This is a genomic window from Maribacter sp. C-4077 (assembly GCF_055378385.1).
Map to the genome: position 1 here is coordinate 3161094 of NZ_AP038807.1, position 25993 is coordinate 3187086.

General features: G+C 41.5%; 15 protein-coding genes. 5 read left to right on the forward strand and 10 right to left on the reverse strand.

Features of this window, described 5'->3' with window-relative positions; translation table 11 throughout:
* Window positions 1-2: 2 nt before the first annotated feature.
* From ACZ41C_RS13640 to tsaD, 8 genes are all read right to left on the reverse strand, one after another.
* Window positions 3-3320, reverse strand: coding sequence for a VCBS repeat-containing protein (locus tag ACZ41C_RS13640; protein WP_464562187.1), 3318 nt, complete (start codon window positions 3318-3320; stop codon window positions 3-5).
* A 212-nt stretch (window positions 3321-3532) separates the two neighbouring features.
* Window positions 3533-5287, reverse strand: a complete 1755-nt coding sequence (locus tag ACZ41C_RS13645; protein WP_330072499.1) for a RagB/SusD family nutrient uptake outer membrane protein — start codon at window positions 5285-5287, stop codon at window positions 3533-3535.
* A 65-nt stretch (window positions 5288-5352) separates the two neighbouring features.
* Window positions 5353-8661: a SusC/RagA family TonB-linked outer membrane protein gene (locus tag ACZ41C_RS13650; protein ID WP_464562189.1), complete on the reverse strand. Its 3309-nt coding sequence runs from the start codon at window positions 8659-8661 to the stop codon at window positions 5353-5355.
* 377 nt (window positions 8662-9038) lie between these two features.
* The gene (locus ACZ41C_RS13655; RefSeq protein ID WP_464562192.1) at window positions 9039-10232 is read right to left on the reverse strand and encodes a class I SAM-dependent methyltransferase; all 1194 of its coding nucleotides are present in this window, start codon (window positions 10230-10232) and stop codon (window positions 9039-9041) included.
* 6 nt (window positions 10233-10238) lie between these two features.
* Window positions 10239-11339, reverse strand: a complete 1101-nt coding sequence (locus ACZ41C_RS13660) for an AI-2E family transporter (RefSeq protein ID WP_464562194.1) — start codon at window positions 11337-11339, stop codon at window positions 10239-10241.
* Between the two features lie 3 nt (window positions 11340-11342).
* Window positions 11343-11990 (reverse strand): DUF4159 domain-containing protein, encoded by a 648-nt coding sequence (locus tag ACZ41C_RS13665; protein WP_464562196.1) that lies wholly within the window; start codon window positions 11988-11990, stop codon window positions 11343-11345.
* Between the two features lie 64 nt (window positions 11991-12054).
* A complete protein-coding gene (locus ACZ41C_RS13670) occupies window positions 12055-12762 on the reverse strand; it encodes a 16S rRNA (uracil(1498)-N(3))-methyltransferase (protein WP_464562198.1) in 708 nt (235 codons plus the stop codon).
* Between the two features lie 3 nt (window positions 12763-12765).
* Window positions 12766-13833: a tRNA (adenosine(37)-N6)-threonylcarbamoyltransferase complex transferase subunit TsaD gene (tsaD, locus tag ACZ41C_RS13675; RefSeq protein ID WP_464562200.1), complete on the reverse strand. Its 1068-nt coding sequence runs from the start codon at window positions 13831-13833 to the stop codon at window positions 12766-12768.
* Between the two features lie 54 nt (window positions 13834-13887).
* On the opposite strand from tsaD, the gene ACZ41C_RS13680 reads away from it, so the two are divergent.
* The 4 genes from ACZ41C_RS13680 (at window position 13888) to ACZ41C_RS13695 (ending at window position 21435) form a co-directional block, all read left to right on the forward strand.
* Entirely contained in the window at window positions 13888-18312 is a 4425-nt protein-coding gene (locus ACZ41C_RS13680; RefSeq protein WP_464562202.1) for a translocation/assembly module TamB domain-containing protein, read from the forward strand.
* Between the two features lie 173 nt (window positions 18313-18485).
* Entirely contained in the window at window positions 18486-19472 is a 987-nt protein-coding gene (pfkA, locus tag ACZ41C_RS13685; RefSeq protein WP_272637894.1) for a 6-phosphofructokinase, read from the forward strand.
* A gap of 27 nt (window positions 19473-19499) precedes the next feature.
* Window positions 19500-20501 (forward strand): type I glyceraldehyde-3-phosphate dehydrogenase, encoded by a 1002-nt coding sequence (gene gap / locus ACZ41C_RS13690; RefSeq protein ID WP_138259447.1) that lies wholly within the window; start codon window positions 19500-19502, stop codon window positions 20499-20501.
* A gap of 82 nt (window positions 20502-20583) precedes the next feature.
* Window positions 20584-21435, forward strand: coding sequence for an N-acetylglucosamine kinase (locus ACZ41C_RS13695; RefSeq protein ID WP_272637893.1), 852 nt, complete (start codon window positions 20584-20586; stop codon window positions 21433-21435).
* A gap of 1 nt (window position 21436) precedes the next feature.
* Here ACZ41C_RS13695 and ACZ41C_RS13700 read toward each other — a convergent pair whose 3' ends face one another.
* Both ACZ41C_RS13700 and ACZ41C_RS13705 read right to left on the reverse strand, forming a co-directional pair.
* On the reverse strand, window positions 21437-21820 hold the full coding sequence (locus ACZ41C_RS13700; RefSeq protein ID WP_272637891.1) for a RidA family protein: 384 nt from the start codon (window positions 21818-21820) through the stop codon (window positions 21437-21439).
* Window positions 21821-21830: 10 nt separating this feature from the next.
* Window positions 21831-24563, reverse strand: coding sequence for a putative LPS assembly protein LptD (locus tag ACZ41C_RS13705; RefSeq protein ID WP_464562206.1), 2733 nt, complete (start codon window positions 24561-24563; stop codon window positions 21831-21833).
* A gap of 144 nt (window positions 24564-24707) precedes the next feature.
* Here ACZ41C_RS13705 and ACZ41C_RS13710 point away from each other — a divergent pair, with 144 nt between their 5' ends.
* A complete protein-coding gene (locus ACZ41C_RS13710; protein ID WP_464562208.1) occupies window positions 24708-25967 on the forward strand; it encodes an N-acetylmuramoyl-L-alanine amidase family protein in 1260 nt (419 codons plus the stop codon).
* The last annotated feature ends 26 nt before the right edge of the window (window positions 25968-25993 follow it).

Sequence of the window (25993 nt, forward strand, 5' to 3'; positions counted from 1 at the left end):
CACTACTCATTTTTAAGAAAAACCTTTATCGGGCCCCTGTTCTGTGAGACCACAATGAATGGATTGCCCCCGTTGGCATTATTTACAATGGTAATATCCTTGGTATCACCTTGAGCTACAAACCCACTTTTTTGGATATCGACAACAGAAAAATTACCCTTTCCATCCCCTTCCAATAAAAATCCGTTGGAGGCATCATATTTTCCAATAAATACCTCGTTGCCATAGTCGTTCCCAACCAATAGAACATCGTCATTGCCATCGTTGTTGTAGTCCGTTACCGCGATGCTGTTGATCGGTGCCATTTGTGTTTCCCAAGGTAGTTCCTTATAACTGAACGTGCCATTACCTAAATTTTCCACGTATATACTTCTATCAAAATTTCCTGTCAATGTAAAGGCACCGTCCATTTCCTCTTCCGTGAACAAGGTGTTGATATCCGCATTTGCAAAGCTTTTATATGTATTGTATTTAGAACGGAACAAAGGACTCTGACCATTTAGATCGCCCCAAAATTTCAAGGGAAACGACCTGTATTCCGGATTGTCAAAGCTATACTTAAGATAGGTGAACATCACAGGGTCAACGGTACCATTATTGTCGAAGTCTTTGGAGACAAGCTTGGTAGGTCTTTCAGGGGAAGGTTGGTAAAAATTGTTGGCCCCTAAATTCCCAACGATAAAATCCAAATCCCCATCCTTGTCAAAATCATGGGCAACGATGCTTTCCCAGAAACCGTATAAATCATCCATACCGGTCCCCTCCAATTTTGTTAGTTTTTCCCCATTGTTTTTGAATACGGTAATTGGCATAAATTCCCCAATAACTATCAGGTCATCAATTCCATCGGAATCCACGTCTGCCCAAGTAGCATCGGTGACCATACCTATATCACGTAATTCGGGACACATTGAATCGGTTACATCCACCAATGTACCATTTTCATTTTTTAAAAGATAGCTGCTTTCCGGAATGGGGTATTTCGCAAATGGTGTTCTGCCCCCTACAAATAAATCTATAAAACCATCTTTGTTAAAATCATTTGCGGCAACTACGGAGCCACTCTTTTTGATTTCAGGCAATTTATCCAAGGCAAGGGAAAAATTACCCTTTCCATCGTTAACAAGAATCCTATCCAGATAATAGCTGTCATCCGGTGTAAATTCATTGCTTCCGGACACGAAGTAAATATCAAGATCCCCATCGTTATCCAAATCAAAAAGGGCTATTCCTTCTTCCTCGTATTTTTTGTCTTCTTCTTCCTTGAATAACTCTCGTTGCAAAAATTGTCCATTCGATTCTTGCAAAAATAAAACCGGTGAATACCTGGCGGAACTACCCACAATGTAATCCTCCAAACCATCGCCATTGAGGTCTCCCGATGCCAAGCAAGGACCATTTTGGGTCAATTTATGCGGTAATATTCTTTGAATATTGAAGTCGATTACATCCAACTCCTTATGTTCATAATCCATTCCATATTCTTTTGAAACTTCGGTAAATAACTTTTGGTCCTTTTTGGGATTGAACGGAAATTCCAGGGATTTTACATCTATTGGGGAGGCTTCACTTTGTTTCAGTACCAAGGTTTGATTAGGCTGAACGCCTTCCAATTTTTGATAGTTGCCATTAGGCCATAATATCTCTAAAGAATTAATTTTTGCCTTATCGCCCAGACCAAAATGCACTATACCATCCAAGGAGGACATATAGCCTCTATACAAGTAGTTTTCATGGTATTGAAAAGTACCATCGTCAAAGCGCACAACTACTTTTGCACCTATGCCGTAGGTGTCCGAGTTTTTAAGGTTGATTCTTACATAGTTGTTTTCTGCCCCTAAGTTGTTTCTAAAGATGAAAGCAGGGTCGTTGATATTGTTAACAACATAGTCCAAGTCACCATCATTATCCAAGTCTGCAAATGCCGCTCCATTTGAGAAGGAAGGTATATTGAGACCCCATTCCTCACCTTTATCCTCAAATGTATCCTTACCGTTATTTACGTAAACATAGTTTGGAATCTTGATAGTAGGTATGGAATCCAAAATTTGACCTGGTTTCAAATACCTACTTACATTAAAATTGAAGTCCCCAAAATCAAGGTCGGTGATATCCCTAGGAAAACCATTCGTTATCAATAGGTCTTTATGGCCATCATTGTTCATATCCGCAAATAATGGCGACCAGCTCCAGTCGGTTTTAGAGACACCAGACATTAAACCGATTTCACTAAAGGGTACACCATTTCCGTTTCCTTTCTGCAACATGTTCCTGGAATATTGATATTCATAATTGTAACGTTCATTAAGGACATAGTTGGTGTAATTATTACTTGCTATGGTTGTCTTCAACCTTTGGTTGGTTTCACCCAACATATCCAGAGTGATGATATCCAAATAACCATCATTGTTAAAATCCGATATATCATTGCCCATGGAGAATTTACTTTGGTGCTTCACAAATTCCGATATTCTATTGGTAAAAGTACCGTCCTGATTATTGATATACAGCAGGTCATTGGTGAGGTAGTCGTTGCTTACATATATATCTGGCCAGTTATCGTAATTGATATCCGCAATGGCCAAACCAAGTCCGTAGCCTTCTAAAGTGATGCCGGCTTCAAGGGAAACATCGGTAAAGGTGCCATCCCCATTGTTACGATACAGATGGTCCGTGCTCAGCGCAGAGCCGTCCGTTATCTTTTCCCTGTAGTTGGAAGGAAGCACATGAATATCCACGTTGTTGAGAACATAAAGATCTAAATCTCCATCTTTATCATAATCGAAGAAGGTGGCTCCCATACTGTTACTGCTATCTGCAATGCCATATTCTTTAGCCATCTCTTTGAAAGTAGGAACACCATTGGCATTGGGTCCTTGATTTACGAATAACATATTGGCCTTTTCTTTATCGGAATCCAACATGGCCGCACATACATAAATATCAAGGTATTTGTCGTTATTTATATCTACCAGGGCAATTCCGGTACTCCATTTGTCAATTCCTTCAATCTGTGCCTCTGCGGAAATATCCTTGAATTTAAAGTCGCCTTCATTTAGGTAGAGTTTATTTGAAACTTGGTTTCCCGAGAAAAAAATGTCGGGCCTGTCATCATTATTGAAATCTCCAATGGCAACACCGCCTCCATTAAAAATATATTCACTTGTTAGAATATTAAAGCTGTCCGTTTCTATAATCCTATTGTTAAAATCTACGCCAGAACTTTTAGCTGGTATTTGGGTAAAGAGCTTTTCTTTTTCCTCTTGGCAAGATGTAAAGGCAAGGGCAATAAGAACTGTAATGCAAATTATTTTTTTCATTTTTAGTGCAATAGTTTTAATAATGATATTAGGATATCAAAAAAGCGATGATTTTAAATGACTATAAACAAAGTTAATTAAACGGTAATGTTATAAAAATTTAGGAGTAGAAAAGCTTGTTGGATTAAACTTTCATTAATCAATTTTAGTTTTTGAATAATAAAAAAAGGGCGTGTGTAACACGCCCTTTTCTATAAATATAGGTTGATTAATTAATAACCTGGGTTTTGGGATAATACATCCGAACCTTGAATGTCTATTTGCGTTTGTGGTATTGGATAATACTCGTTTTTACCAGCGGTAAAACTTGCTCCACCAAACTTTGTCACCAAATATTGGGATTCATAATCCAAGTACGCGTTCAATTCCTCCGCAGCTACGCCCCAACGAACCAAATCGAAGAAACGATGGCCTTCTCCGGAAAGTTCCAATTTACGCTCGAAACGTACAGCTCTTCTCGCGAAATCCTGATTTGGGAAAGAAGTATATTCAGAAATCACATAGTTTGCTGCTGGGCCACTTCCATCATATTCTTGTACCCAGAACTCAGAATTTGCGGCTCTTGCACGTACCCTGTTCACATATTCCAAGGCTTTATCCAAGGAACCTGCTTCTACTTCCGCTTCGGCTGCCATTAAAAGCACATCGGCAAAACGAATTATGGTATAGTTCATAGTTGCATAACCTCTGGTCCACGAGCTTCCATCCGTAAAGCTATTCTCCTGACTCCTATAGTAAATATACTTTTTAGGAGAGTAGGGACCCGCATAGGGGAAGCTACGAATCCAAGCGGAACCTGGATGCTCGATCCAATCCAAATATGGAATTCCTTTTCTACCAATGGAATGGTCAATTCTTGGATCTAATGGGTCTGGATCTTCTACGAAGGTCGATTCATCATTGTCATTTGTGAATACATGTCTGTAGATATTGTCCACTTCATTGGCAGGGTCATTGTATGAGCCATCCAAAAGTGGTAAGCCATCTGCACCGGTTCTAAAGGAGTTGGCCAATTCCATACTCGGTTGGAAGAACCCACAACAGTTCCCAGGACCGTCAGGGCCTGTATTGTAAGGGTAGTTCAAATCATCAAAGTAATTGGCATTTGCTGTACTACCAGTATTATTGGCAGATTCCACATCCATTACTGCTTCTGCATGGTTGTCATTTTCAGCATTGTAAATTTGGGCATAGTTATCCAAAAGGTCATAGGGCAATCCGTTTGAAGTAACACCTTGTTCTATGACTGTAGTGAACAAATCTTTGGCGGGACCAAATTTTTGCTGATACAGGTAGGCCTTTGCCAAGTAAGCTCCAGCTGCCCATTTATTAACCCTTCCGGGGCCATTTTCTGCAGGTAGATTGTCATATGCAAACTGAAAATCAGCCTCGATAAAACCCCAAACATCCGGTGTATTTGGAATACTCGGTATATCAGCAGGGAGCACAGTTTCATCAAACAATGGAATACTATTGAAGTGCTTCTTTAAGTCAAAGTAGAAATGACCTCTTAACAAACGTGCTTCCCCAGCAATACGTGCGGCATCGGCGGCTGATACATCAGTGGCCACTGCCAATGCTGCTAACACTTTATTCGCTCGACTTACTCCTTCAAAGCGACCATTCCATAAACTGTTAAAATCTCCAATGGTTGGATCAGCCTCGTATCTTTGAATTGGATTAATGGTCGAATAGTCACCAGCATCCGTTCCTTTGTTGGCCTCACCGCCCATGATGGAGCCGGTCACCCAATGGTTGGGTCCCTCAAAACGATTGCCAAATACGCCATTTAATGCGGCATAGGTGCCGATAAGTAGACCCTCAATTCCATCTTTCGTACCCACCTGAGCATCCGCTAAGGAGCCGGTAGGAAGTACTTCCAAGAATTCATCGTTACATGACACCCCTATCATAAGAAAGGACATCGCAGCAACGACTGTCTTTTTAAAATTAATCATAGTTTTCATAGTTTATTTTTACTTAAAGATATAATATATTTTGAACATAACTATCACAGTTTTATAACATTGAATTAGATTCCCACCTCAAGTGTTATCAAATATTGTGGTGCGACTGGATAGTTTCCTACATCGATACCAAAGTTGGTATCAGCTCCACCACCAATGCCTGGGTCAAGACCACTATAATTTGTTATAGTCCAAATGTTGTTTGCTGAAAGTCCTAATTTTAACCTGCTCAATCCAAGTCTATCTGTTATATCAGCGAAGTTATAGGCAAACGCCAGTCTTTGTAGTCGAAGATAGGATCCATCCTCAACATACCAAGAGTTACCGACACCACTGGTACTTAAATTAGTAGCACTCTCCCAAATGGGGGCAGCAGCATTGTTTCCTAATTCAGGAGTCCAAGAACGCTTGGCGGCCTGACCTTTTGCAGAGCCTTCAAAAGTACCAAAGAAATCAGTGAACCATTTGGACTGATTAAATATGTCGTTTCCAACAGAAGCAAACCAATAAGTTTCAAATTCCAAATTTTTATAGCGTAAATTGATGGTCGCACCACCAGTATAATCTGGTACAGGACTTCCTATAAAAGTTCTATCATCTGGGGTAATTGCGCCATCCCCGTTAATGTCGGCATATCGGAATCGACCTAGACCCTTTCCATCCTGAGCAGGAGAGTTAGCTACTTCTTCAGCACTGTTGAAATAACCAATTACCTCATAACCAAAGAAGGAGGACAAAGGCTGTCCAACAGCATTTCTGGTAGCTTGAATTCCTCTGTATGTTTGACCGTCAAAAAAGTCAAGTCCCGGCGCCAATGCTGTAATCTCATTTTTAAGAAAGGAATTGTTTAGGGTGACCGTGAAGGAAAGGTCCTCTGTAAAATTACCCCTTCCAATAATTTGGAAATCGAGTCCAGAGTTGCTCATACTTGCAATGTTAACGGATGGTGCTTGTGCAAAATTACCGGTAACCCCAGCTAAAGGCAATTGGTACAATAGGTCATCAGTATCCTTTTTCCACCAATCTAAAACCAATTCTAATTTATTGTTGAAGAAACTTGCATCAAAACCTACATTCAGTGTGGTACTTGTCTCCCATTTTGCATCTGGGTTACCTATTCGACTTTGGGCGAAACCTTCATCGGCTCCACTGTTCTGACCTTGAATTGGATACCATGTGTTTCCTCTATTGGAGGCAAAAAGGGAGTACTGGTTATTAGGGTCAACGTTGTTCGAGTTACCCATTTGGCCCCAACCACCCCTTATTTTTAGGTCGGACACAACTTCTTGATTTTGCATGAATGGTTCTGAAATAACCCTCCAAGCAGCTGAAAATGCAGGGAATGTACCATAACGGTTATTGCCACCAAAACGAGAGGCACCATCCCTTCGTATAACCCCGGATAGATAATATCTCTCATCAAAGTTATATTCTAGAGATCCAAATGTAGAGAAGAAGTTAACCCCGTTGCCTAAGCTACTATTAACTACAGGACTTTGAACCACACTTAAATTTTGAAAGTCCAAATCTGTAGAGAAAGGATTGATACCAGATCCAGAAATTGACCTTCCTCTACCGGTATTCAAGGCTTCTAAACCACCAAGAAGCTTAACTTTATGTTTGCCGAATAATTTTTCATAGGTGGCCGTATTGGTGAAAGTCCATTGGAAACCGTAACCACTACCTTCTGAGAAGGTATTGCTGGCTTCTGGTTCTGAATCACCTAAATACCTGAAACCGTAATTCACAAAATAATTGTTGCTGTATCCTCCCCCTATACTGGTACGGACCACTAATCCATCCAAAGGTTTGATATCAGCATACAGGTTACCAAATCCACCAATGGAGTAATTTTTATCATCGCCAGCGTTAAGTACTTGCTGTCTTACAGGGTTTCTTGGGTTGTTAAAACCTGTGGCCCTCGTACTGGCAAAACTACCAAATTCGTCTCGTACCGGTATAATCGTTGGCATACGATAGGCGGATAAAATAACTGATTCGTCGTCAGCGCCACCAATACCTCCTTCACCTCCAAATCCACCTACTACAGAACGATAGGTAACTTGAAAATTCTCACCTATGCTTAACCATGGGGCCACATCCCACTCTGAGTTAAATCGCGCGGTATATCTAGAAAAATTGTTTTCAATAAGAATACCCGCCTGATTCTGTGCGGAAATTCCCATGTAGAAGCGGCCGTTTTCATTGCCTCCATCAAAACCTAAGGTGACACGACTAAGGGGTGCAATTCTGGTCAACTCCTTGTACCAATTGGTTCCTTGAAGGTTTGGACGTATCAAGAACACATTATCAGGATTAGCCTCATAATTTGCACGTATTTGTGCTAAATTAATATCCGATTCAAACACGCCATTTTGCCCATCTGCATGCAAATAATCAGGAAATCTTGGAGTAGGATTGGTTCCATATTGTGGATGGGTATACTGAGGTGCAGTACCATTCGCCCTTGCATTATTTTCATAGGCCAAATGGGTGAATTCGGCCATTTCCTGTGGACTAAGGTTTTTTGGTGCTCCACCAACATTAGGGTCGCTCACTCCACTCTGAATATTTAGTGAAATTCTAGTTTTTTGACGGCTTCTTGATCCTTGTTTCGTGGTGTATACCACAACACCATTAGCCGCTCTTGCTCCGTAAATCGATGCTGCAGCAGCATCCTTTAAAACAGTTGTTGTTTCAATGTCGTCCGGATTAAGAAACTCCGTGTTTTGAACTGGCACACCGTCTACTATATATAATGGTTCGTTACCTCCAAAAGCACCAAAACCACGTACACGAATTTGTGATGAGGTTCCTGGCTGTCCATTGGTCAATACTGTTACACCGGCAACTCTACCCTGTAGTTGCTGCTCTACGTTACCAGAGGGAATTGCAGCTAACTCCTCAGCCTTTACTATGGAAACTGCAGCCGTGGCCTCTCTTCTACTTGTAGTAGAGTAACCCGTTACAACGACCTCGTCTAATGCGGCTGCATCTTCGGATAAAAATACATCGACATTGGATTGGCCATTTACGGCTACTTCTTTCCTTTGAAAACCAATGTAGCTGAAAACCAATGTTGCTCCAGACTCTACATTAATAGTAAAGTTTCCGTCAAAATCTGTTTGGGTACCATTGGTAGTACCTTTTTCGACGACGTTGGCACCAGGTAGCGGCGCGCCATTTTCATCCGTTACCGTACCGGTAACAGTAGACTGTAAAGTTTCGTCCAACATAATTTTGTAGTTGGCAGTTGTCGCATTTGCAGAAGCGAGTTGCACTCCTAAACAAATGACCATCGATAAAATCCCAGCTTTAAAAAAGGTAATACCTCTTTTGGATTTAACCGATTTGAAATCATGTTTTTGATTCATAATCCTTGTTGTTTGTTAGTTTAAATTAATCTCCTTGAACTGGTTTTTAAAGGGCTCTTCCGTGAGTGATGGAAATGTTTAAAAAAACCAAATTCAGCGTAATGATAACAAAATATTATGAAATATAAATAATGACCAATTCATTATTTTTTAAAATTAAGTGTCAAAAAATTACTTAAAATCTTGCGTATATGGTATAATTCACCGTTTTTATTGGCTTTGTAGAAATTTTGGTTCGTAAAATTTTAATAAATTGGAAATTTGCTAAATTTAACAGTATTGTCTCATGTTGTGTCAATAATTGCCAGTTTTAGCTGATTTCAAACGTTGTAGTCCGTTTGAAATTTGAGTTCAAATTCACACTTTTCAATCGGTTTTTAACTTTTGATTCGAGCTGCTGCGATAGCGGAAATGACTATCAAAGAATTTTTGGTATCCTTAGTAAAAAAAAGATAGTTTTGTCCTCCGTCCTCCAATTTGAATTTCTTTCGAATTTGGACAACGGTTTCGGGAAAATTTCGTGTTGTAATATTGGCTTTTTTTATCCCTAGTTGTTTGAAGCGTTTATTATTATAGGGAATGGTTTTAACAATTTCAAAAATCCTTCCTGGAAAAGGCAATAAAGCTTCTGAGGTATATAGATGAGTATGTTCCTGTAATTTTTTTAGGCCGTATCTTTCGCTCACTAGATTGAATGCCCCAGATTTCATTATTGCGGCATTAGGCTCATAGAGATATTTTAAGGGTTTTGAGAACTCCGCCTGCGCATTTTCTTTTTCATAAAGGCCATATTGAAATGTTTCCGTATTGCCCTTGTTAAAATTGATTGTCCTTACAAGGGGGGCTTTGCCAAAATCAGGTTTTAAATGCCACAACACTTCCTTGACTTCATTTTCAAGACTTACAGTATGTATTTCGAATACCTGATCTAATTGTTCCAGCCCCATGGAAAGATCCAACATAGGTCCGGTTTTTATCAATATATTTTGTGATTTTGAGCGCAGTAATTCCAAATGTTTGGTAACATTCGGCTCACAGTCCTCCAAGAAAAACACTTTTTTGTTGCTTTGGTCCCTTCGGGAAGGATCAAGATAGATCCAATCTAAAATTTGCTTATTTTTTTCAAGAAAGGTAATTCCGTCCCCATACAGTACTTCTATGTTGGATACGCCCATTTGGGCAAAATTGTGTTTTGCAATCTCGGATACTTCCCTGTTCTTTTCAATGTGGAAGACCTTATCAATTTTCTTGGAAAAATAATAACTGTCAACACCAAATCCTCCTGTTAAGTCTGCCAGCGAATCTCCTGAAACTAAATCTGCCTTATACTGGGCACAAATCTCGGACGACGTTTGCGATAAATTCAGCTTGTTCGCGTAATAGATATTTTTGGTTTCAAACCAAGTAGGTAATTTCTTTTGGGCTTTTTTTTTGGATTCCAGTTGTTCCACAACTTCCCTGTTTTCAACAGCTGAGAACAGTTTCTTTCCTAAAAGGATTGTATGGATATCAGACCTAAGATTGGTGTCTATAAAATCCTGTACCTCCTTATTTAGTAGGTTTTTGTTCAAAGGACGTTAAAGGTTTTCGGTCAGGGACTTGACGATTTTATTTTCGGAAAGAAACTCCTTTAGAATTACTTTAATGGCCGTATATCCAGGTACGGCTACTATCATGCCCACGACCCCGAACAACAGCCCGGCAATGATAATTACCAGAAATATTTCCAAGGGGTGCGATTTTACACTGCTCGAAAATATGAAGGGCTGTGAGAAAAAATTGTCCACCAACTGACCGATCACCAGTCCGATTAAAACATAGCCAGTTTTTGGAAGGATTACCTCGCTAAAATCCGCTCCCAAATTACTGGTCATGGTAAGTGTTATCATCAGGGCGCCACCGATCAAAGGTCCCACATAGGGAATTATATTGAACAGGGCGCATAGAAAAGCGATCACGATCGCATTTTCGATACCCACGATCAAAAGCACTATGGTGTAGATGACGAAGAGTATAAAAATCTGAAGCAGCAGGCCAACAAAGTACCTGGATAGTAAATTGTTTATTTTTTCTATGGAGTTGACCGTGCCTTTTTCCTTTGTTTTGGGAACAAAGATGAGAAGGCCGTTCTGAAACAGACTGCTATCCTTTAGAAAGAAAAAGGAGATGAACAAAACGGAAAAAAGACCAATACTTGCTGAGCTTAGAATGTTCAATATGGAATTGAGAAAATTAGGAACAAAGCCAATATCCAATCCTTGAATGATGTTCCTTTCGATCTCTGAATCATGGATGACATCTTCCACCATATTCGAAGAAAGGCCAAAATATTGGGTGGTCTTGAGGTATAAGGTATTTATACTTCGCTGTAGTTCCTCAATATTCAGCAAGGAAAGGTTTTTGCTCTGTTCCGTAATCAGCGGAATGAAAAGTGCAAAAATGCCCGCTAAAACTCCTACCATAAAGATCATGGTCAAAATTACTGCCAGCGTATTGGGAAAATTCAATTTTCGTCTTAAAAAAAGAACAAAAGGTCTTCCAATAAGGGCGATGACCGCTGCAGCTGCCAAATACGCCAAAACAGAACGTATCATATAGAAGAAATACAGGGTCAGCAGGATTCCTGTTACGATACCCAGGGCCCTTAAAATTCCGTTGGCAATGGTTTTGGAGGTCATTTTTTAGTTTTTAAACACATATGAGACGATATTCGCACCCATTTGTAGCGCTTTTATTCTTATTTCCTCCGGATCGTTGTGTACGGCGGCATCTTCCCAACCATCCCCAAGATCGGATTCCAAGGTCAATAATAAAACTAATCTATTGTTTTCAAATATGCCCAGTGCCTGGGGTCTTTTTCCATCGTGTTCGTGGATTTTGGGCAAGCCCTGCGGAAATGTATACTCCTGCGAAAAAATAGGATGGTCCAAACCAATTTCCTCCAAATTGCTGTTTGGGAATAACTCCTCCAGCTCACCAACGATGTATTCACGCATGCCATAATTATCATCAATATGTAAAAAACCACCGGATAATAGGTAGTTCCTTAGGTTTTCCTTTTCTTCCGAAGAGAAGACCACATTGCCATGGCCGGTCATATGGAGAAAGGGATACTGGTAAATGGTATTACTGCCTACTTCTACGGTTTCTGGTTTTGTAATTAAACGGGTCCCGATGTTGGAATTGCAAAAATTAATCAAGTTAGGCAGCGCTGTAGGGTTCGCATACCAATCCCCGCCGCCCTGATATTTTAAAATGGCTATTTGCTGCGCTTTGGCCGATAGACTAAGACCTGCGGCCAAAAGTAACGTGACGATTAGTTTTCGCATCTTCGAAAGGCTATAAAATCAAAAATACACATTAAGTCCAAACAAAGATATTCCAATCCATTATTTAGCCATTATTGATAATGGCCACCGTGGTACAGGCTACAATTGCGGCGGTTTCCGTTCGTAATCGATTTCTGCCCATGGAAACGGGAAGGAAGCCTTTCTGTTTTGCTGCCTTTATTTCCCTGGCCGAAAAGTCACCTTCCGGACCTATCAATATGGTAATCGGTTTGTCCGGGATGACCCTTCTTTTTAGTTCGTATTTTTCCGATTCTTCACAATGGGCGATGAACAGGCCGCCTTCCCTTGGTTCTTCCAGGATGTCATTAAAATTGGTCAATTCGTTCAATTTGGGCAAAAAGGCCTGATTGGACTGTTTCATGGCCGACTGTATGACTTTCATATAGCGATCCAGCTTTATTGTTTTTCGTTCCGAATGTTCGCATAGAACGGGTGTAATTTCATTAACGCCTATCTCGGTGGCCTTTTCCAAAAACCATTCAAAACGATCGTTCATCTTCGTAGGGGCAACAATCATATGGAGCCAATAATTTTGAGGATGCACCCTCTTTACCCCGGTAATTTCTACCGCGCATTTTTTGGGGTTACTGTCGGTAATTTTGGCACTTAGCATCAACCCCTTTCCGTTGGTAATCAGTACTTCATCGTTCACTTTTTTTCGAAGGACACGAACCATGTGCTTGCTCTCTTCCGCATCAAAGAAAAATTGGGAAGAGGTCTCGTCCAAGTTGGGATTGTAGAACAATTGCATGATTTAGGATGTTAGGTTATAACGGGCTTTGGCGGAAGTATCTTGTTTCGCGAATTGGCCCGACTTGTATTTGAAATAGCCCACGATCCCTATCATGCCGGCATTATCCGTACAGAATTCAAAATTAGGCACATAAGTGTTCCATCCCATTTCTTTTTCGGCATCCTTCAGTGCTTTTCTAATACCTGAGTTTGCCGAAACACCACCCCCAATGGCAATATTTTTTATTCCCGTTTTTTTGACCACCTTCTTTAGTTTTCCCATTAAGATATGTACAATGGTGAACTGGATGGAAGCGCAAATATCCGCAAGGTTTTCAGTAATAAAATCCGGGTTTTGGGAGGTCTCTTTTTGGATAAAGTAGAGGATGCTGGTCTTAAGACCGCTAAAGCTAAAATTGAGGTCCTTGACGTTGGGTTTTGGAAATTCAAAGGCATGAGGATTACCCATTGCCGCGTATTGGTCGATCAACGGTCCACCGGGATAAGGCAAACCCAGAATTTTGGCACTCTTATCAAAAGCTTCGCCAACGGCATCGTCCAAGGTTTGGCCCAAGATCTCCATGTCAAAATAGTCTTTCACCTTTACGATCTGGGTATGTCCGCCACTAATAGTGAGGGCTAAAAAGGGAAATTCCGGAGCATTCATGTTTTCGTCCTTAATGAAATGGGCCAAAATATGGGCCTGCATATGGTTCACTTCGATCAAGGGGATCTCTAAAGCCAAGGATAAAGATTTAGCAAACGAAGTACCTACCAGTAGGGAACCCAACAGACCGGGTCCGCGTGTAAATGCTATGGCGGATAATTGTTTTTTATCGATATTTGCTTTGGCTAATGCTTGGTAGGTAACCGGGACAATATTTTGTTGATGTGCACGTGATGCAAGCTCCGGTACGACCCCGCCATATTCTTCGTGAATTTTTTGGGAAGCGACTACATTACTCAGCATGATATCATTTTTTAGGACCGCTACCGAGGTGTCGTCACAGGAAGATTCAATGGCCAAGATGTAAATAGTTTCGTTTTCCAACGGTTTTGGAATAAAAATTGAAAGACAAAGGTAAAACATAATAGCCCTATCAAAAAACTTAGAAAAATACTGGTTAGAACACTTCTGGTTCTTTTGCTGACCTGTGTTTTGGGGACTATTGTGCTCTCATTGCCGCCCGTGCAGACCACATTGGCAACCTATGCCACGGATTCCATAAACGAGGAATTTGGAACGAACATCCATGTAGAACGCCTGAGGGTGTCACTGATTTCTTGGGACACTTCGTTGAAGGGTGTTTTTGTGGAGGATTACAAACGGGATACCTTGTTTTATATCAACGAATTAAAAACATCTATCGTAAGCATCGGGAATTTGGCCAAGGGCCGATTGGAGTTTGGAGATATCGATATCGATGAACTTCATTTTAAACTGAAAACCTATTATGGCGAGCAGGAAACCAATATCAATGTTTTTGTGGACAAATTGGATGATGGAAAGCCTAGGGCCCCTGGAACCCCGCCCTTCTTTTTTTCTTCCTCCTATGTGGATATTCAGAATAGCAGGTTTCAATACATTGACGAAAATCTTGAAAACGAGGAGGCGCTCCACTTTAAGAACCTTAAAATTGAGGCGAACGAATTTCAGATTCTAGGTCCTGAAGTAACGGCAGGTATCGAAGAAATGTCCTTTTTAAGTGAACGTGGGATCCTTGTTGAAGACCTGAAAACCAATTTCAAATATACCAAGGAGCAGATGCGTTTTGATTCGTTGCAGATCAAGACGCCATTGTCCAATCTAGATGGAAATATTGTTTTCAACTATAATAGGGAAGATTTTCAGGATTTTCTGAACAAGGTAAACATCGAGGCCAATTTTGAGGAGTCCACGGTCTCCTTTGATGAAATTAATTTAATATATAATGAATTCGGCCAAGGAAAGACCGCTACCCTCAGCACAACCTTGAGCGGCGTCCTCAACGACCTAAACATTGAAAATCTTTTTCTGGTTTCGGACAACACGGGAATCAGGGGCGACTTCAACTTTAAACACCTTTTCAACAAGCAAAAGTCCTTCGTGCTGGATGCCAACATGCGCAATGTGACCAGTAGTTATTATCAATTGAACGCCCTTTTGCCCAACCTTATCGGAAATTCCTTACCGTCCACTTTCAGTAAACTGGGACAGTTCACTATCCGGGGAGAGGCGCTGATCACGGATTCTTCCATAGACGCCAAAGTAAACCTCAATACCGCCGTGGGCAGCAGTTATTCGGATATCGTGTTGTCCAACTTCAACAATATTGACAATGCCACCTACACGGGCTTTATTTCCCTTATCGATTTTGATTTGGGCGAATTTGTGAACAGTAAAAGTCTGGGGAAGACCAATCTGGACTTTAATGTGGAAGGGCAGGGATTCGTGACCGAAAAGTTGAATACGGAAGTCATCGGACAGATATATTCCATCGAGTTCAATAATTATAACTATCAGGATATCAAGGTGTCCGGTATTTTGAAAGAACAATTGTTCGATGGATCCTTGACCAGCAATGACGAAAATTTAAAGTTCAACTTTAAGGGTCTTGCGGATTTTGGGGAAGAAAGCAACAACTTCAATTTTAAGGCTTCCGTTGATTATGCGGACCTGAAGCGTCTCAACTTTATTAACGACAGTGTATCCATTTTCAAGGGCGATGTGAGCATGAACATCCGGGGAAATACCTTGGATAATATCGTGGGAGATGTAAACTTCACAAAAACCAATTTTCAGAACAAAAACGATACCTACTACTTTGAGGATTTTACGGTTACCTCTTCCTTTGAAAGCGATTCGGTACGCGTAATCGACATCAATTCCCCGGACATCATCACGGGTTTTATGAAAGGAAACTTCCGCGTTAGGGAATTGGGCAAATTGGTGCAGAATTCCATTGGTAGTATCTACACCAATTATAGGCCCTTTAAGATTTCCGGCGGACAGAACCTGAGCTTCAATTTTAAGATATACAATAAGATTGTGGATGTGTTCTTTCCCGAAGTGAGGTTCGACCCCAATACGTTCATCCGAGGGAAAATAGTATCGGACGAAGGTGATTTTAAATTGAACTTTGAATCGCCCAGTATTGTGGCCTTTGGTAACGAGGCCGATAATATAGAGGTGCAAATAGACAATAAGAACCCCTTGTTCAATACCTATGTTTCCGTGGGCGATTTAAAGACGCCCTACTACGATGTAAAGGATTTCAACCTGATCAACACTACCTTAAAGGACACCCTGTTTTTTAGGTCGGAATTTAAGGGAGGTAGTGAATATAACGACAGCTACAACCTTAACTTCTATCATACCTTCAATGCGGACAACAAGTCGGTCATAGGTCTTAAAACCTCTGATGTCAGTTTTAAGGGCAATAAATGGATCCTGAACAAAGATGGGAACAGTAAGAACAAAGTCATCCTGAATAGGGCACTGGACAGTATCTCGATAGAGGAAATCGTAATGAACAATGATGAACAGGAGCAGATTCGATTACGGGGGCAATTGGCGGATTCCACCTATAAAGACCTTCAGCTACAATTCAAGATCGTTTCCCTGAATAAAATTACACCGGTGATCGATAGCCTAAAATTGCAGGGCGAGGTAAACGGAAATCTGAACATATTACAAAAGGACGGAATCTATCTACCATCGTCCAATTTGAACATTGACCGATTTGCCGTGAATGACATGCCCATGGGAGATCTGGCCATTAGTATAGTGGGCAACAGGGATTTGACTGAGTTTCAGGTCAATTCACAATTGTCTGAAAACGGTATCGAGAAATTTGGGGTAGTTGGAAAAATCGAGAACAAAGAGGAAATGCCCACGGCGAATTTGGTGGCCAATTTCAATAAGTTTCCAATTGATCCATTCAATCCGTTGGGCGAGGGCATTATTGACCATATTAGGGGCGAATTGGACGGAAGGGTCAATATTACGGGTCCTGTGGACAATCCCAATTTTAACGGATTGGTGACTTTGGAAAACGCTGGCATCGCCATACCCTATTTAAATGTGGATTACGCCTTTGCCCCAAGGTCAAGGGTGCGTTTGGAAAATCAGACCTTTGATTTTGACAACATAGCCCTTTCGGACGTTGCCATGGGTACACGGGCGAATCTGGACGGGACCATAACCCATAGTTATTTTGATAATTGGGTGCTCAACTTCAATGTCGACACCAACAATAATAGGTTCCTGATTCTAAATACGGAATTCAAGGAAGGGGATTTGTACTATGGCACGGGCTATCTGAATGGTACGGGTCGAATTTACGGTCCAACCACCGCACTGAACATAACTGTAGATGGGGAAACGGCAAGGGGTACTTCCCTGAAAATACCTTTGAGCGATGTGGCCAGTGTAGGGGACTATTCATTTATCAATTTCTTGGAAAAGGATACGGTCCAATCCCAAGGCGAGCAGCGGGATTTGAAGGATTATCAAGGTCTGGAGTTGGAGTTTAACCTGGATGTGACCCCAGAGGCCGAGGTAGAAATAGTTACGGATACCAGAACGGGTAGTTCCTTGAAAGGAACGGGGGAAGGTATCCTACTGATACAAATTAATACGAACGGCAAGTTTGAAATGTATGGGGATTTTGTGGTGGTTACCGGACAGTTTCGATACAAGTTTGGTGGCATAATAGATAAGACCTTTACCGTGGAGCCCGGAGGGCAAATTAACTGGGACCAAAAACCCCTGGAGGCCTTGTTGAATATGGAAGCGGTGTATTCGCTGACGGCAAATCCTGCGCCGCTGCTCCAAAACCAGGCGTATGCCCAAAGAATACCAACGGATGTGATCATTCGCTTGACCGGGGAACTTCAAAATCCCGATATAGAATTCGGCATCGACTTCCCGGGAACCAATTCCATTGTACAGTCAGAACTGGAATACGCTTTGCAAGATCCAACGGTTGCGGAGAAAAATGCCATATTCCTATTGGCTCAAGGAAATTTTGTGAACGACCAAAGTGGTATCAACCAGCAGGCGATTACCGGAAACTTGGTTCAGAGTGCATCGGGTATTTTGAATTCCCTTTTAGGTGGTGGAAATGATAAGTTGAATTTTGGTTTGTCCTACGAACAAGGATATCAAGGAGCCCAATTGGAAACGGACGATAGAATAGGGGTAACGGTCTCTACGCAAATTTCTGATAGGGTATTGTTCAACGGTAAAGTAGGGGTGCCGGTTGGTGGAACAAGCGAAACCTTGGTCGCAGGGGACTTTGAGATTCAGCTCCTATTAAACGAGGAGGGAAGTTTAAGTGCAAAGTTTTTCAGTAGGCAAAGCGAAATCCAGGCATTCCTGCCCGATCAACAAGGCTCTACCCAAGGGGCCGGACTTTCCTACGAAGTTGATTTTGACAGTTTTAAAGAACTATTCAGGAAAATCCTTAATAAGGAAGTTAAGCAGAAACCTATCAATACCCAGAAACTTAAACCTCAAGAACCGCCCATTTCGGTAATGGGCCAGGATAGTTTGCTTAACTTTTATGCAAAGCCTAAATCGTTTTGACTTATTTTTTCAATTTTGTGGGCGAATCCATTGTTAAGTAATCATAGGTTTTTGTTATTTTTTGGTTAAAATGAAACAGCCTTGCTTTTTTTCTTCAATTCTTTCCAAATGCATGCTGGGCATATTTCGTAATTGAAAGAAGATTTACTAATTTCGTTGGCTTAATTTTTCGAATGTCTTCAAACATAAAAAAAATAGCAGTGCTAACTTCTGGGGGAGATTCTCCTGGGATGAATGCGGCCATACGTTCGGTAGTTAGGACCTGTGCGTATATGAAGGTTGAATGTGTTGGAATATATAGAGGCTATCAAGGCATGATAGAAGGTGATTTTAAGCCGATGGATGCCAGAAGCGTCAACAATATCATCAACAAGGGTGGTACTATTTTAAAGTCCGCACGATGCGAGGATTTTAGAACTCCCGAAGGTAGGAAAAAGGCCCATGAACAATTGGTTTCTGCTGGCATCGATGCCTTTGTGGTCATTGGCGGAGATGGTAGTTTTACAGGGGCCATGATTTTTAACCAAGAATACCAGTTCCCAATTATGGGGATTCCCGGAACCATAGATAATGATATTTTTGGAACCAGTTTTACACTTGGTTTTGATACCGCCTTAAATACCGTAGTCGATTGTATCGATAAAATTCGTGATACGGCAAGTTCCCATAACCGATTGTTCTTCGTAGAAGTTATGGGTCGGGATGTTGGACATATTGCATTGAATGCCGGAGTTGGTGCGGGCGCCGAGGAAATTTTGATTCCAGAGGAAAATCTTGGACTGGATCGTTTATTGGAATCCTTAAAAAGAAGCAAAGAATCAGGTAAGTCTTCCAGTATCGTAATCGTTGCCGAAGGGGATAAGACCGGTAAAAATGTCTTTGAGCTAAAGGAGTATGTGGAAAAACACCTGCCAATTTACGATGTACGTGTTTCCGTTTTGGGACACATGCAACGTGGTGGTGCGCCTTCATGTTATGACCGTGTACTGGCAAGTAGAATGGGCGTTAAGGCCGTGGAATCCTTATTGGAAGGAAAAACGAACCTTATGGTTGGGGTTCAGGATAACAAAATTACCCTCACGCCAATTAATAAGGCCATAAAAGGACACACAAAAATAGACAAGGAACTTATCCGCGTCTCAGAAATAATGACAACATAAAGTATAATCGATTAAAAACAATAGAAAATGTCAAATTTAAAAATAGGAATTAACGGTTTTGGTAGAATTGGTAGGTTAGTGTTTAGAACTACCGTAAAAAGAGGCGATGTTGATGTAGTTGCCATTAACGATTTATTGGATGTTGAGCACTTGGCGTATTTGTTAAAATATGATTCCGTTCATGGAAAATTCGATGGTACCGTAGATGTGAAGGATGGAAACTTGATAGTAAACGGAAAAACTGTAAGGATAACCGCAGAAAGAGACCCTAAAAACTGTAAGTGGGACGCGGTAGGGGCAACTATAGTAGCGGAATGTACCGGTATTTTTACCACATTGGAGACGGCTCAATACCATATTGACGGAGGGGCTAAAAAAGTGGTAATTTCCGCTCCTTCCAAAGATGCACCTATGTTTGTAATGGGCGTAAACCATAAAGAAGTAAAAGCTTCTGATACTATCGTATCCAATGCTTCTTGTACTACAAACTGTTTGGCACCTATGGCCAAGGTTTTAAATGATGCTTTTGGAATTGAAGAAGCGTTAATGACTACCGTACATGCCACTACTGCTACTCAAATGACCGTGGATGGTCCTTCTAAAAAAGATTGGAGAGGAGGTAGAAGTGCCATGTTGAATATTATTCCCGCTTCTACGGGAGCAGCCGTTGCGGTTACCAAAGTAATTCCAGAATTAAAGGGCAAACTTACAGGGATGGCATTTAGGGTTCCTACAGCGGATGTATCCGTAGTGGATTTGACTGTTAGGTTGCAGAAGGAAACTTCCTATGAAGAGATTAAAAAAGCGTTCAAAACCGCTTCCGAAGGTGAATTGAACGGTGTGTTGGGCTATACCGAAGAGGCAGTTGTTTCACAAGATTTCATTGGTGAAACGAATACCAGTGTTTTTGATGCCGAAGCTGGTATTGAATTGAACTCCAAATTCTTTAAGTTGGTTTCCTGGTACGATAATGAATCTGGGTTCTCCAACAAAATGGTAGACTTGATACAACATGTGAATAGCCTATAACAGGCATTTAGATTTCATATAATAATCCTGTGAATAAGGTATTTTTTCCTTATTTTCAGGATTATTTTTTAAATACCAAGGTATGATTTTAATTGTTGATAGTGGGGCGACCAAATCTGATTGGATCGCATTGGATGAAAAAGGTGAGCAGCTCTTTTTGACTCAGACTTTGGGTTTGAGTCCAGAGGTTTTGACAAAGGACGTTATCGAAGATAGATTGGCGAATAACTTTGAGTTGTCCAAGAATAGAGAGGAGGTAAGCCATTTATTTTTTTACGGGGCAGGTTGCGGTACGGATCGAATGAAGAATTTCTTGAAGGATATTTTCAAAGACTTTTTTCCAAATGCTGTTGCGGAAGTGAAGGAGGATACCTATGCGGCCATTTTTGCTACAACCAAGGTAGGGCATCAAGGAATTGTCTGTATTTTGGGTACGGGTTCCAATTGCAGTTATTATGATGGGGAAAAACTACATCAGAAGGTGACTTCCTTGGGCTACATTCCAATGGATGATGGTAGCGGTAATTTTTTCGGTCGGAAACTGATACGGGATTACTACTTCAACAAGATACCCAAGGACCTCGCCGATAAATTTGCCAGCCAGTACAATTTGGATGCGGATGTGATCAAGGATAACCTGTATAAACAGCCAAACCCCAATACGTATTTGGCGACTTTTGCCCGATTCCTTATCGAGAATAAAAGCCATCCCTATTCAAAAGGAGTAATCGACAAGGGCTTTCAACAGTTTATAAATAACTATATCATGCAGTTTGATTTGGCCACAAAGGTCCCAATCAATTTTGTGGGAAGTATAGCCCATTATTTGCGGGATGAACTTACAACCGTGCTACAAAGAAACGACTTGATCGTTGGGGTAATTCGCCAAAAACCAATTGAAGGTTTGGTAGAATTCCATCGGGCGAATATGTAGCCTAGAATTGTACGGCTATCATAGAGATTTCCACGTTCACGAATTTGGGTAGGTTGGCTACTTCCACGGTTTCCCTTGCCGGAGCCGTATCTGAATTGAAATAAGAGCCGTATACTTCGTTTACTTGGGCAAATTGATTCATATCGCTCAAAAATATAACCGATTTCACAACATTTTCAAAGGTCATTCCCGCTTCGTGCAGAATGGCCTTTAAATTTTCCATGGATTGCCTGGTCTCTTTTTTAATATCGCCGGAAACTAGTTCTCCAGTTTCTGGGTCCAAGGGGATCTGACCGGAAATATAAAGGGTGTTGCCAATTAAAATAGCTTGGTTGTAGGGACCGATTGGCGCTGGGGCATTGGATGTGTTTATTATTTTCTTCATTTTGGTGTGTTTAATTTCTAAAGGGCTGACTTCTATTTTCCCATTTCAGGTCACTTAATATGGAGGCATCGATTCCTATAAAGAAGTACCACCTCCTAAATTCTCCAAAAGGGGTCCAATTGAAGCGCATGGAAAAACTCTTCAAATCCCTTTGAAAGCGTAACTGCGTCAAGGTAAAACCTTTGTTTTTAAAATCATACCCGGAGGATCCGCCCACTTTCCAGCGTGGAGATAGTTCTATATCCCCGGAAAACATTAAGGAATGTGCGCTAAACTCGTTTTGTCTGGCACTGTTCAAATAACTTGCCGAATAGGCCAACCTGAAATTCCAGGGTATTTTAGTCGCATAGGCCGGATTTTCCACATTAGTGCCCTTTTCCCGGTCTTCCCTTGGGTTGTCCCTAAAGCTATCGGCGCGGCCAAAGAGATCATCCGTTCTACCGCCACTTTGGGCCACATAGTCAAAAGGATCTTCGGCTTCTTCGGCTTCGTCGTCCTTTTTCCTTTCAAACATTTTACTGTCAATGGAGTAGGATATGTTCATATTAGCACGTGTCAGCCTAAAAAGACTTCCTCCATTATCGATATTCCAGGTGTCGATGCGCCTTCCATTATTGTCTATGGCATAGGGGTCCAGTCCTGCCGCGAAGTTTATGGACATTTTATTGTTCAGGATATTGGTTCCCCCATTAATGTTCAATGGACTTAGCCGAAGGGAATCGGCCTCCAGATTATAAGCAGTTGATATATTAAAATTGCTCAACAAGGGAATCTTTTTGGGTTCCGTTTTTGTAGAGTCCTTGTCCCTCACCTTCGCCTCCAAAACGTTGTTCAGGGCCAAGCTTAGGCTATTGGATCGGCCCAGCCTAGGCGCTCCGTTCAATGTTCCGTCAAACCTGCTATATTGCACAACGCGGCCATCTCCGTCTATTCCTTCCACATATTCATCATAATATTGCTCAAAGGATGGTGCATAACCATAACTAATGGTGGGGCGTAACACATGTCTAATAGCCTGGATCTTTTTGTCCTCACCAAAATTGAATGTTCCATAGAGCGTGGTACCAATACTGGCATTAAGGTTGTATTGGTTGTATCTGTCAAATCCGGAAATAGTATCTACAACTACTCGATTCGCCTCAGGATCAAAACTTCGTTCGAATGTTTGCATCGTCCAAACATCTTCATAGTTTCCGCCCATTGTTACACTAAAGTATTTGGCAATTTTAAAGTTGGTACTTATGGGGATGCGGTGTCTTGCCCCGATCCTGGCGTTGTCGAACATGCGGCCAGAAAAGAAATCCTCGTCGTTGGTGGTGAGTCGGTTTTGGGCATTGACATCATATTGAAAGTTAATGTTCTGGATGGCACCTTTTTTTATTCCGTCCCTTTTTGCAAATGGAAAAATACGCTCCATGCTCGCTTGGAACGTAGGTAATGTCATGTTGATATTGTCTGGATTGGTCGTCGTAGCCGTTGGTGAGGTTAATTGCGAATGTGTCGCCGTAACGCTCATATTTACGGATGGATATGCGGGAAAGGTTTTTGAATATGAGATGGACGAGGATAGGGTATTGTTCTGTGTATTGGGCAGATTACGTTGTTGGAGGGAGTTTCGGTAATATTCGCTACTCCCCAAATTCACCGATGCTGAAAACCTGGAATTAGGACTTGCCTTTTGATCCTGCGAGTGTGAAAACTGTAAGTTCCAGTTTTTTGATAAACTATAGTCGCTGAAGCCCTTTTGGCTCGTCACCAGGTTTTCGTACCTAAAATTTACATTGCCCCGGTATTTGTACCTTTTGGTGTATATGGAGGCCGTTCGAAAACCCCAACTTCCGTTGGTATAAAAATCACCCGAAAACTCCACATTGGCATAATCTCCCAGCGGAGCGTAATATCCAAAATCCTGTAAAAAATAGCCCCTGTCCGGGTCGTTTCCAAAAGTGGGCATTAAGACACCTGGCGCACTTCCAACGGATAACGGAAAATACGCGAATGGCATAGCGATAGGCGTAGGAACATCGGCGATATAGAGATTGCTATAGCCGGCGATCACTTTTTTCTTGGGCACGAATTTCGCCTTTCGGACCCTAATGTAATAGTCTGGATTAATGGTATCCTCGGCGGTAGTAATTTTCGCTTCGCTCAGAAAATAGACGGAGTCGTTCTCTTTTTTTGTGATTTCGGCATATACCTTCATGGCGTCACTACCCAATTGACCCGCGGCGGCTTGCTGTTCGGTCCTGGAATTCCAGATAATCGCCTTTTGGGTATCGAAATTGAACCGAATGGAATCCGGAATCACCACATTGGAGCCCTGTTTGAAGTAGGGAAGTTGGGTGTAATTGCCTACCGAATCCTTTATCCTACCCGCGTACACCTCGTTTTTGATATAATCCATTATGATGATACCGGCCTTTAGCTCCGTATCCTGATAATATATTTCAGCTTCATTGTACAGATAGATTTTGTTCTCACGTTGACTCAATTTCACGTAGTCCTTGGCCTTGTAGGTAATGTTGTCCAACAGTAGGGGAGGCTTTTGATTTAGGGAGTCCCTTTGCAGGGAATCTCGCTGAATACTATCTCTTTCTACAGGTTTTGGGAAAAGCGGGGCAACAATGGAATCTCTTTCAGCCTTAATTTCAAGGGGGACGACCTTGCCCTCTTGTGCCGTTCCCAAAAATAGACCAACAAAAAGTAGGAATAGGAAAAGTACGTTCTGTTTATTTGATTGCAAGGCTATAAATCCTATTTTTGTAAAGGTTTGGCAATCGGTAAGCCATTTGGTTCAGATGCCAAACTTACATATATTTTTTGTTCTCTTTATAGGGTGTTACCATAAATTTAACCATATAAGGAGTTGGAGAAACCTATTAAGAATATGAAAATAAAACCCCAAATTATCTTCCTTGTTTCCTTGTTATTACTACCGATGATGGCCAGTGCCTCGGAAACGGGAAAAGGACCTACGGTAGATCCATTCATTGTGGTATTGGACGCCGGCCATGGTGGCCATGACCCGGGAAACCTAGGGAACGGTTATTTGGAAAAGGACATAGCCCTAAAGATTGTGCTGAAGGTTGGCGAACTGCTTTCTGCCAATAAGGACATCAAAATCATTTACACCAGAAAGGACGATACCTTTGTGGATCTTTTTGTGAGAGGTGAAATCGCCAATAAGGCGAATGCCGATTTGTTTGTTTCTGTCCATTGCGATTCCCATAATTCCGATGCCCACGGGGCCGGAACCTTCGTTTTGGGACTACATGCCAACAAACAGAATTTTGAAATCGCCAAAAAGGAAAACTCGGTAATCTACCTGGAGGACAATTACGAAACCCGATATGCGGATTATGACATCAATTCGCCGGAATCCGTAATCGGGCTCACCATTATGCAGGAAGAGTTTTTGGACCAAAGCATCGCCTTGGCGAAAAACATTCAAGATAACATGTCCGGTAGGTTAAAGCGGGTGGACAGAAAGGTGAAACAGGCCGGTTTTATCGTACTACATCAAACCTTTATGCCCAGTGTTTTGGTGGAAACGGGCTTTTTGACCAATAAGGATGAAGGGGCCTATTTAAATTCATCAAAAGGACAGGCCGAAATGGGCACCGCCATTGCGGATGCCATTTTAAAATATAAGACGGAGGTACAAGGGGTATCCCAAGCGACCCAAGTTTCGAACCCCGCTACACCGGAAAAATCGTTGAAGGACGAAAGTTCCTCCGTTGCTGCGGTGGTAGTTTACAAAGAGGAAACTTCGGAATCCAAAGAAACCAAAGAAATCAAAAAACCGGAATTGGCAGAAAAGAAACAGGAAGTATTGGCTGTATTGGAACCAAAAGAAACCGTAGAGGAAAAACCGGATGAAAATGCCATTATCTATAAGGTCCAGTTAATGGCGAGTAGTAAGGATTTGGCTTTGTCGCCGGAAAATTTTAAAGGACTGCCCCAAATTACCAAGGAAGCCTATAATAATTTATTTCGGTATATGTACGGGTCTACCCAATCCTACAGGGAGGCGAAGATGTTGCAGTCTAAAGCGGCCAGGACGGGGTACCCATCGGCATATATCGTAGCCTACAAAAAGGGCGTAAGGGTTTCCGTGCCCAAGGAGGTGGAGGAGGAATCCCAATAACGGCCATTGGTATGTTATTTATTCCT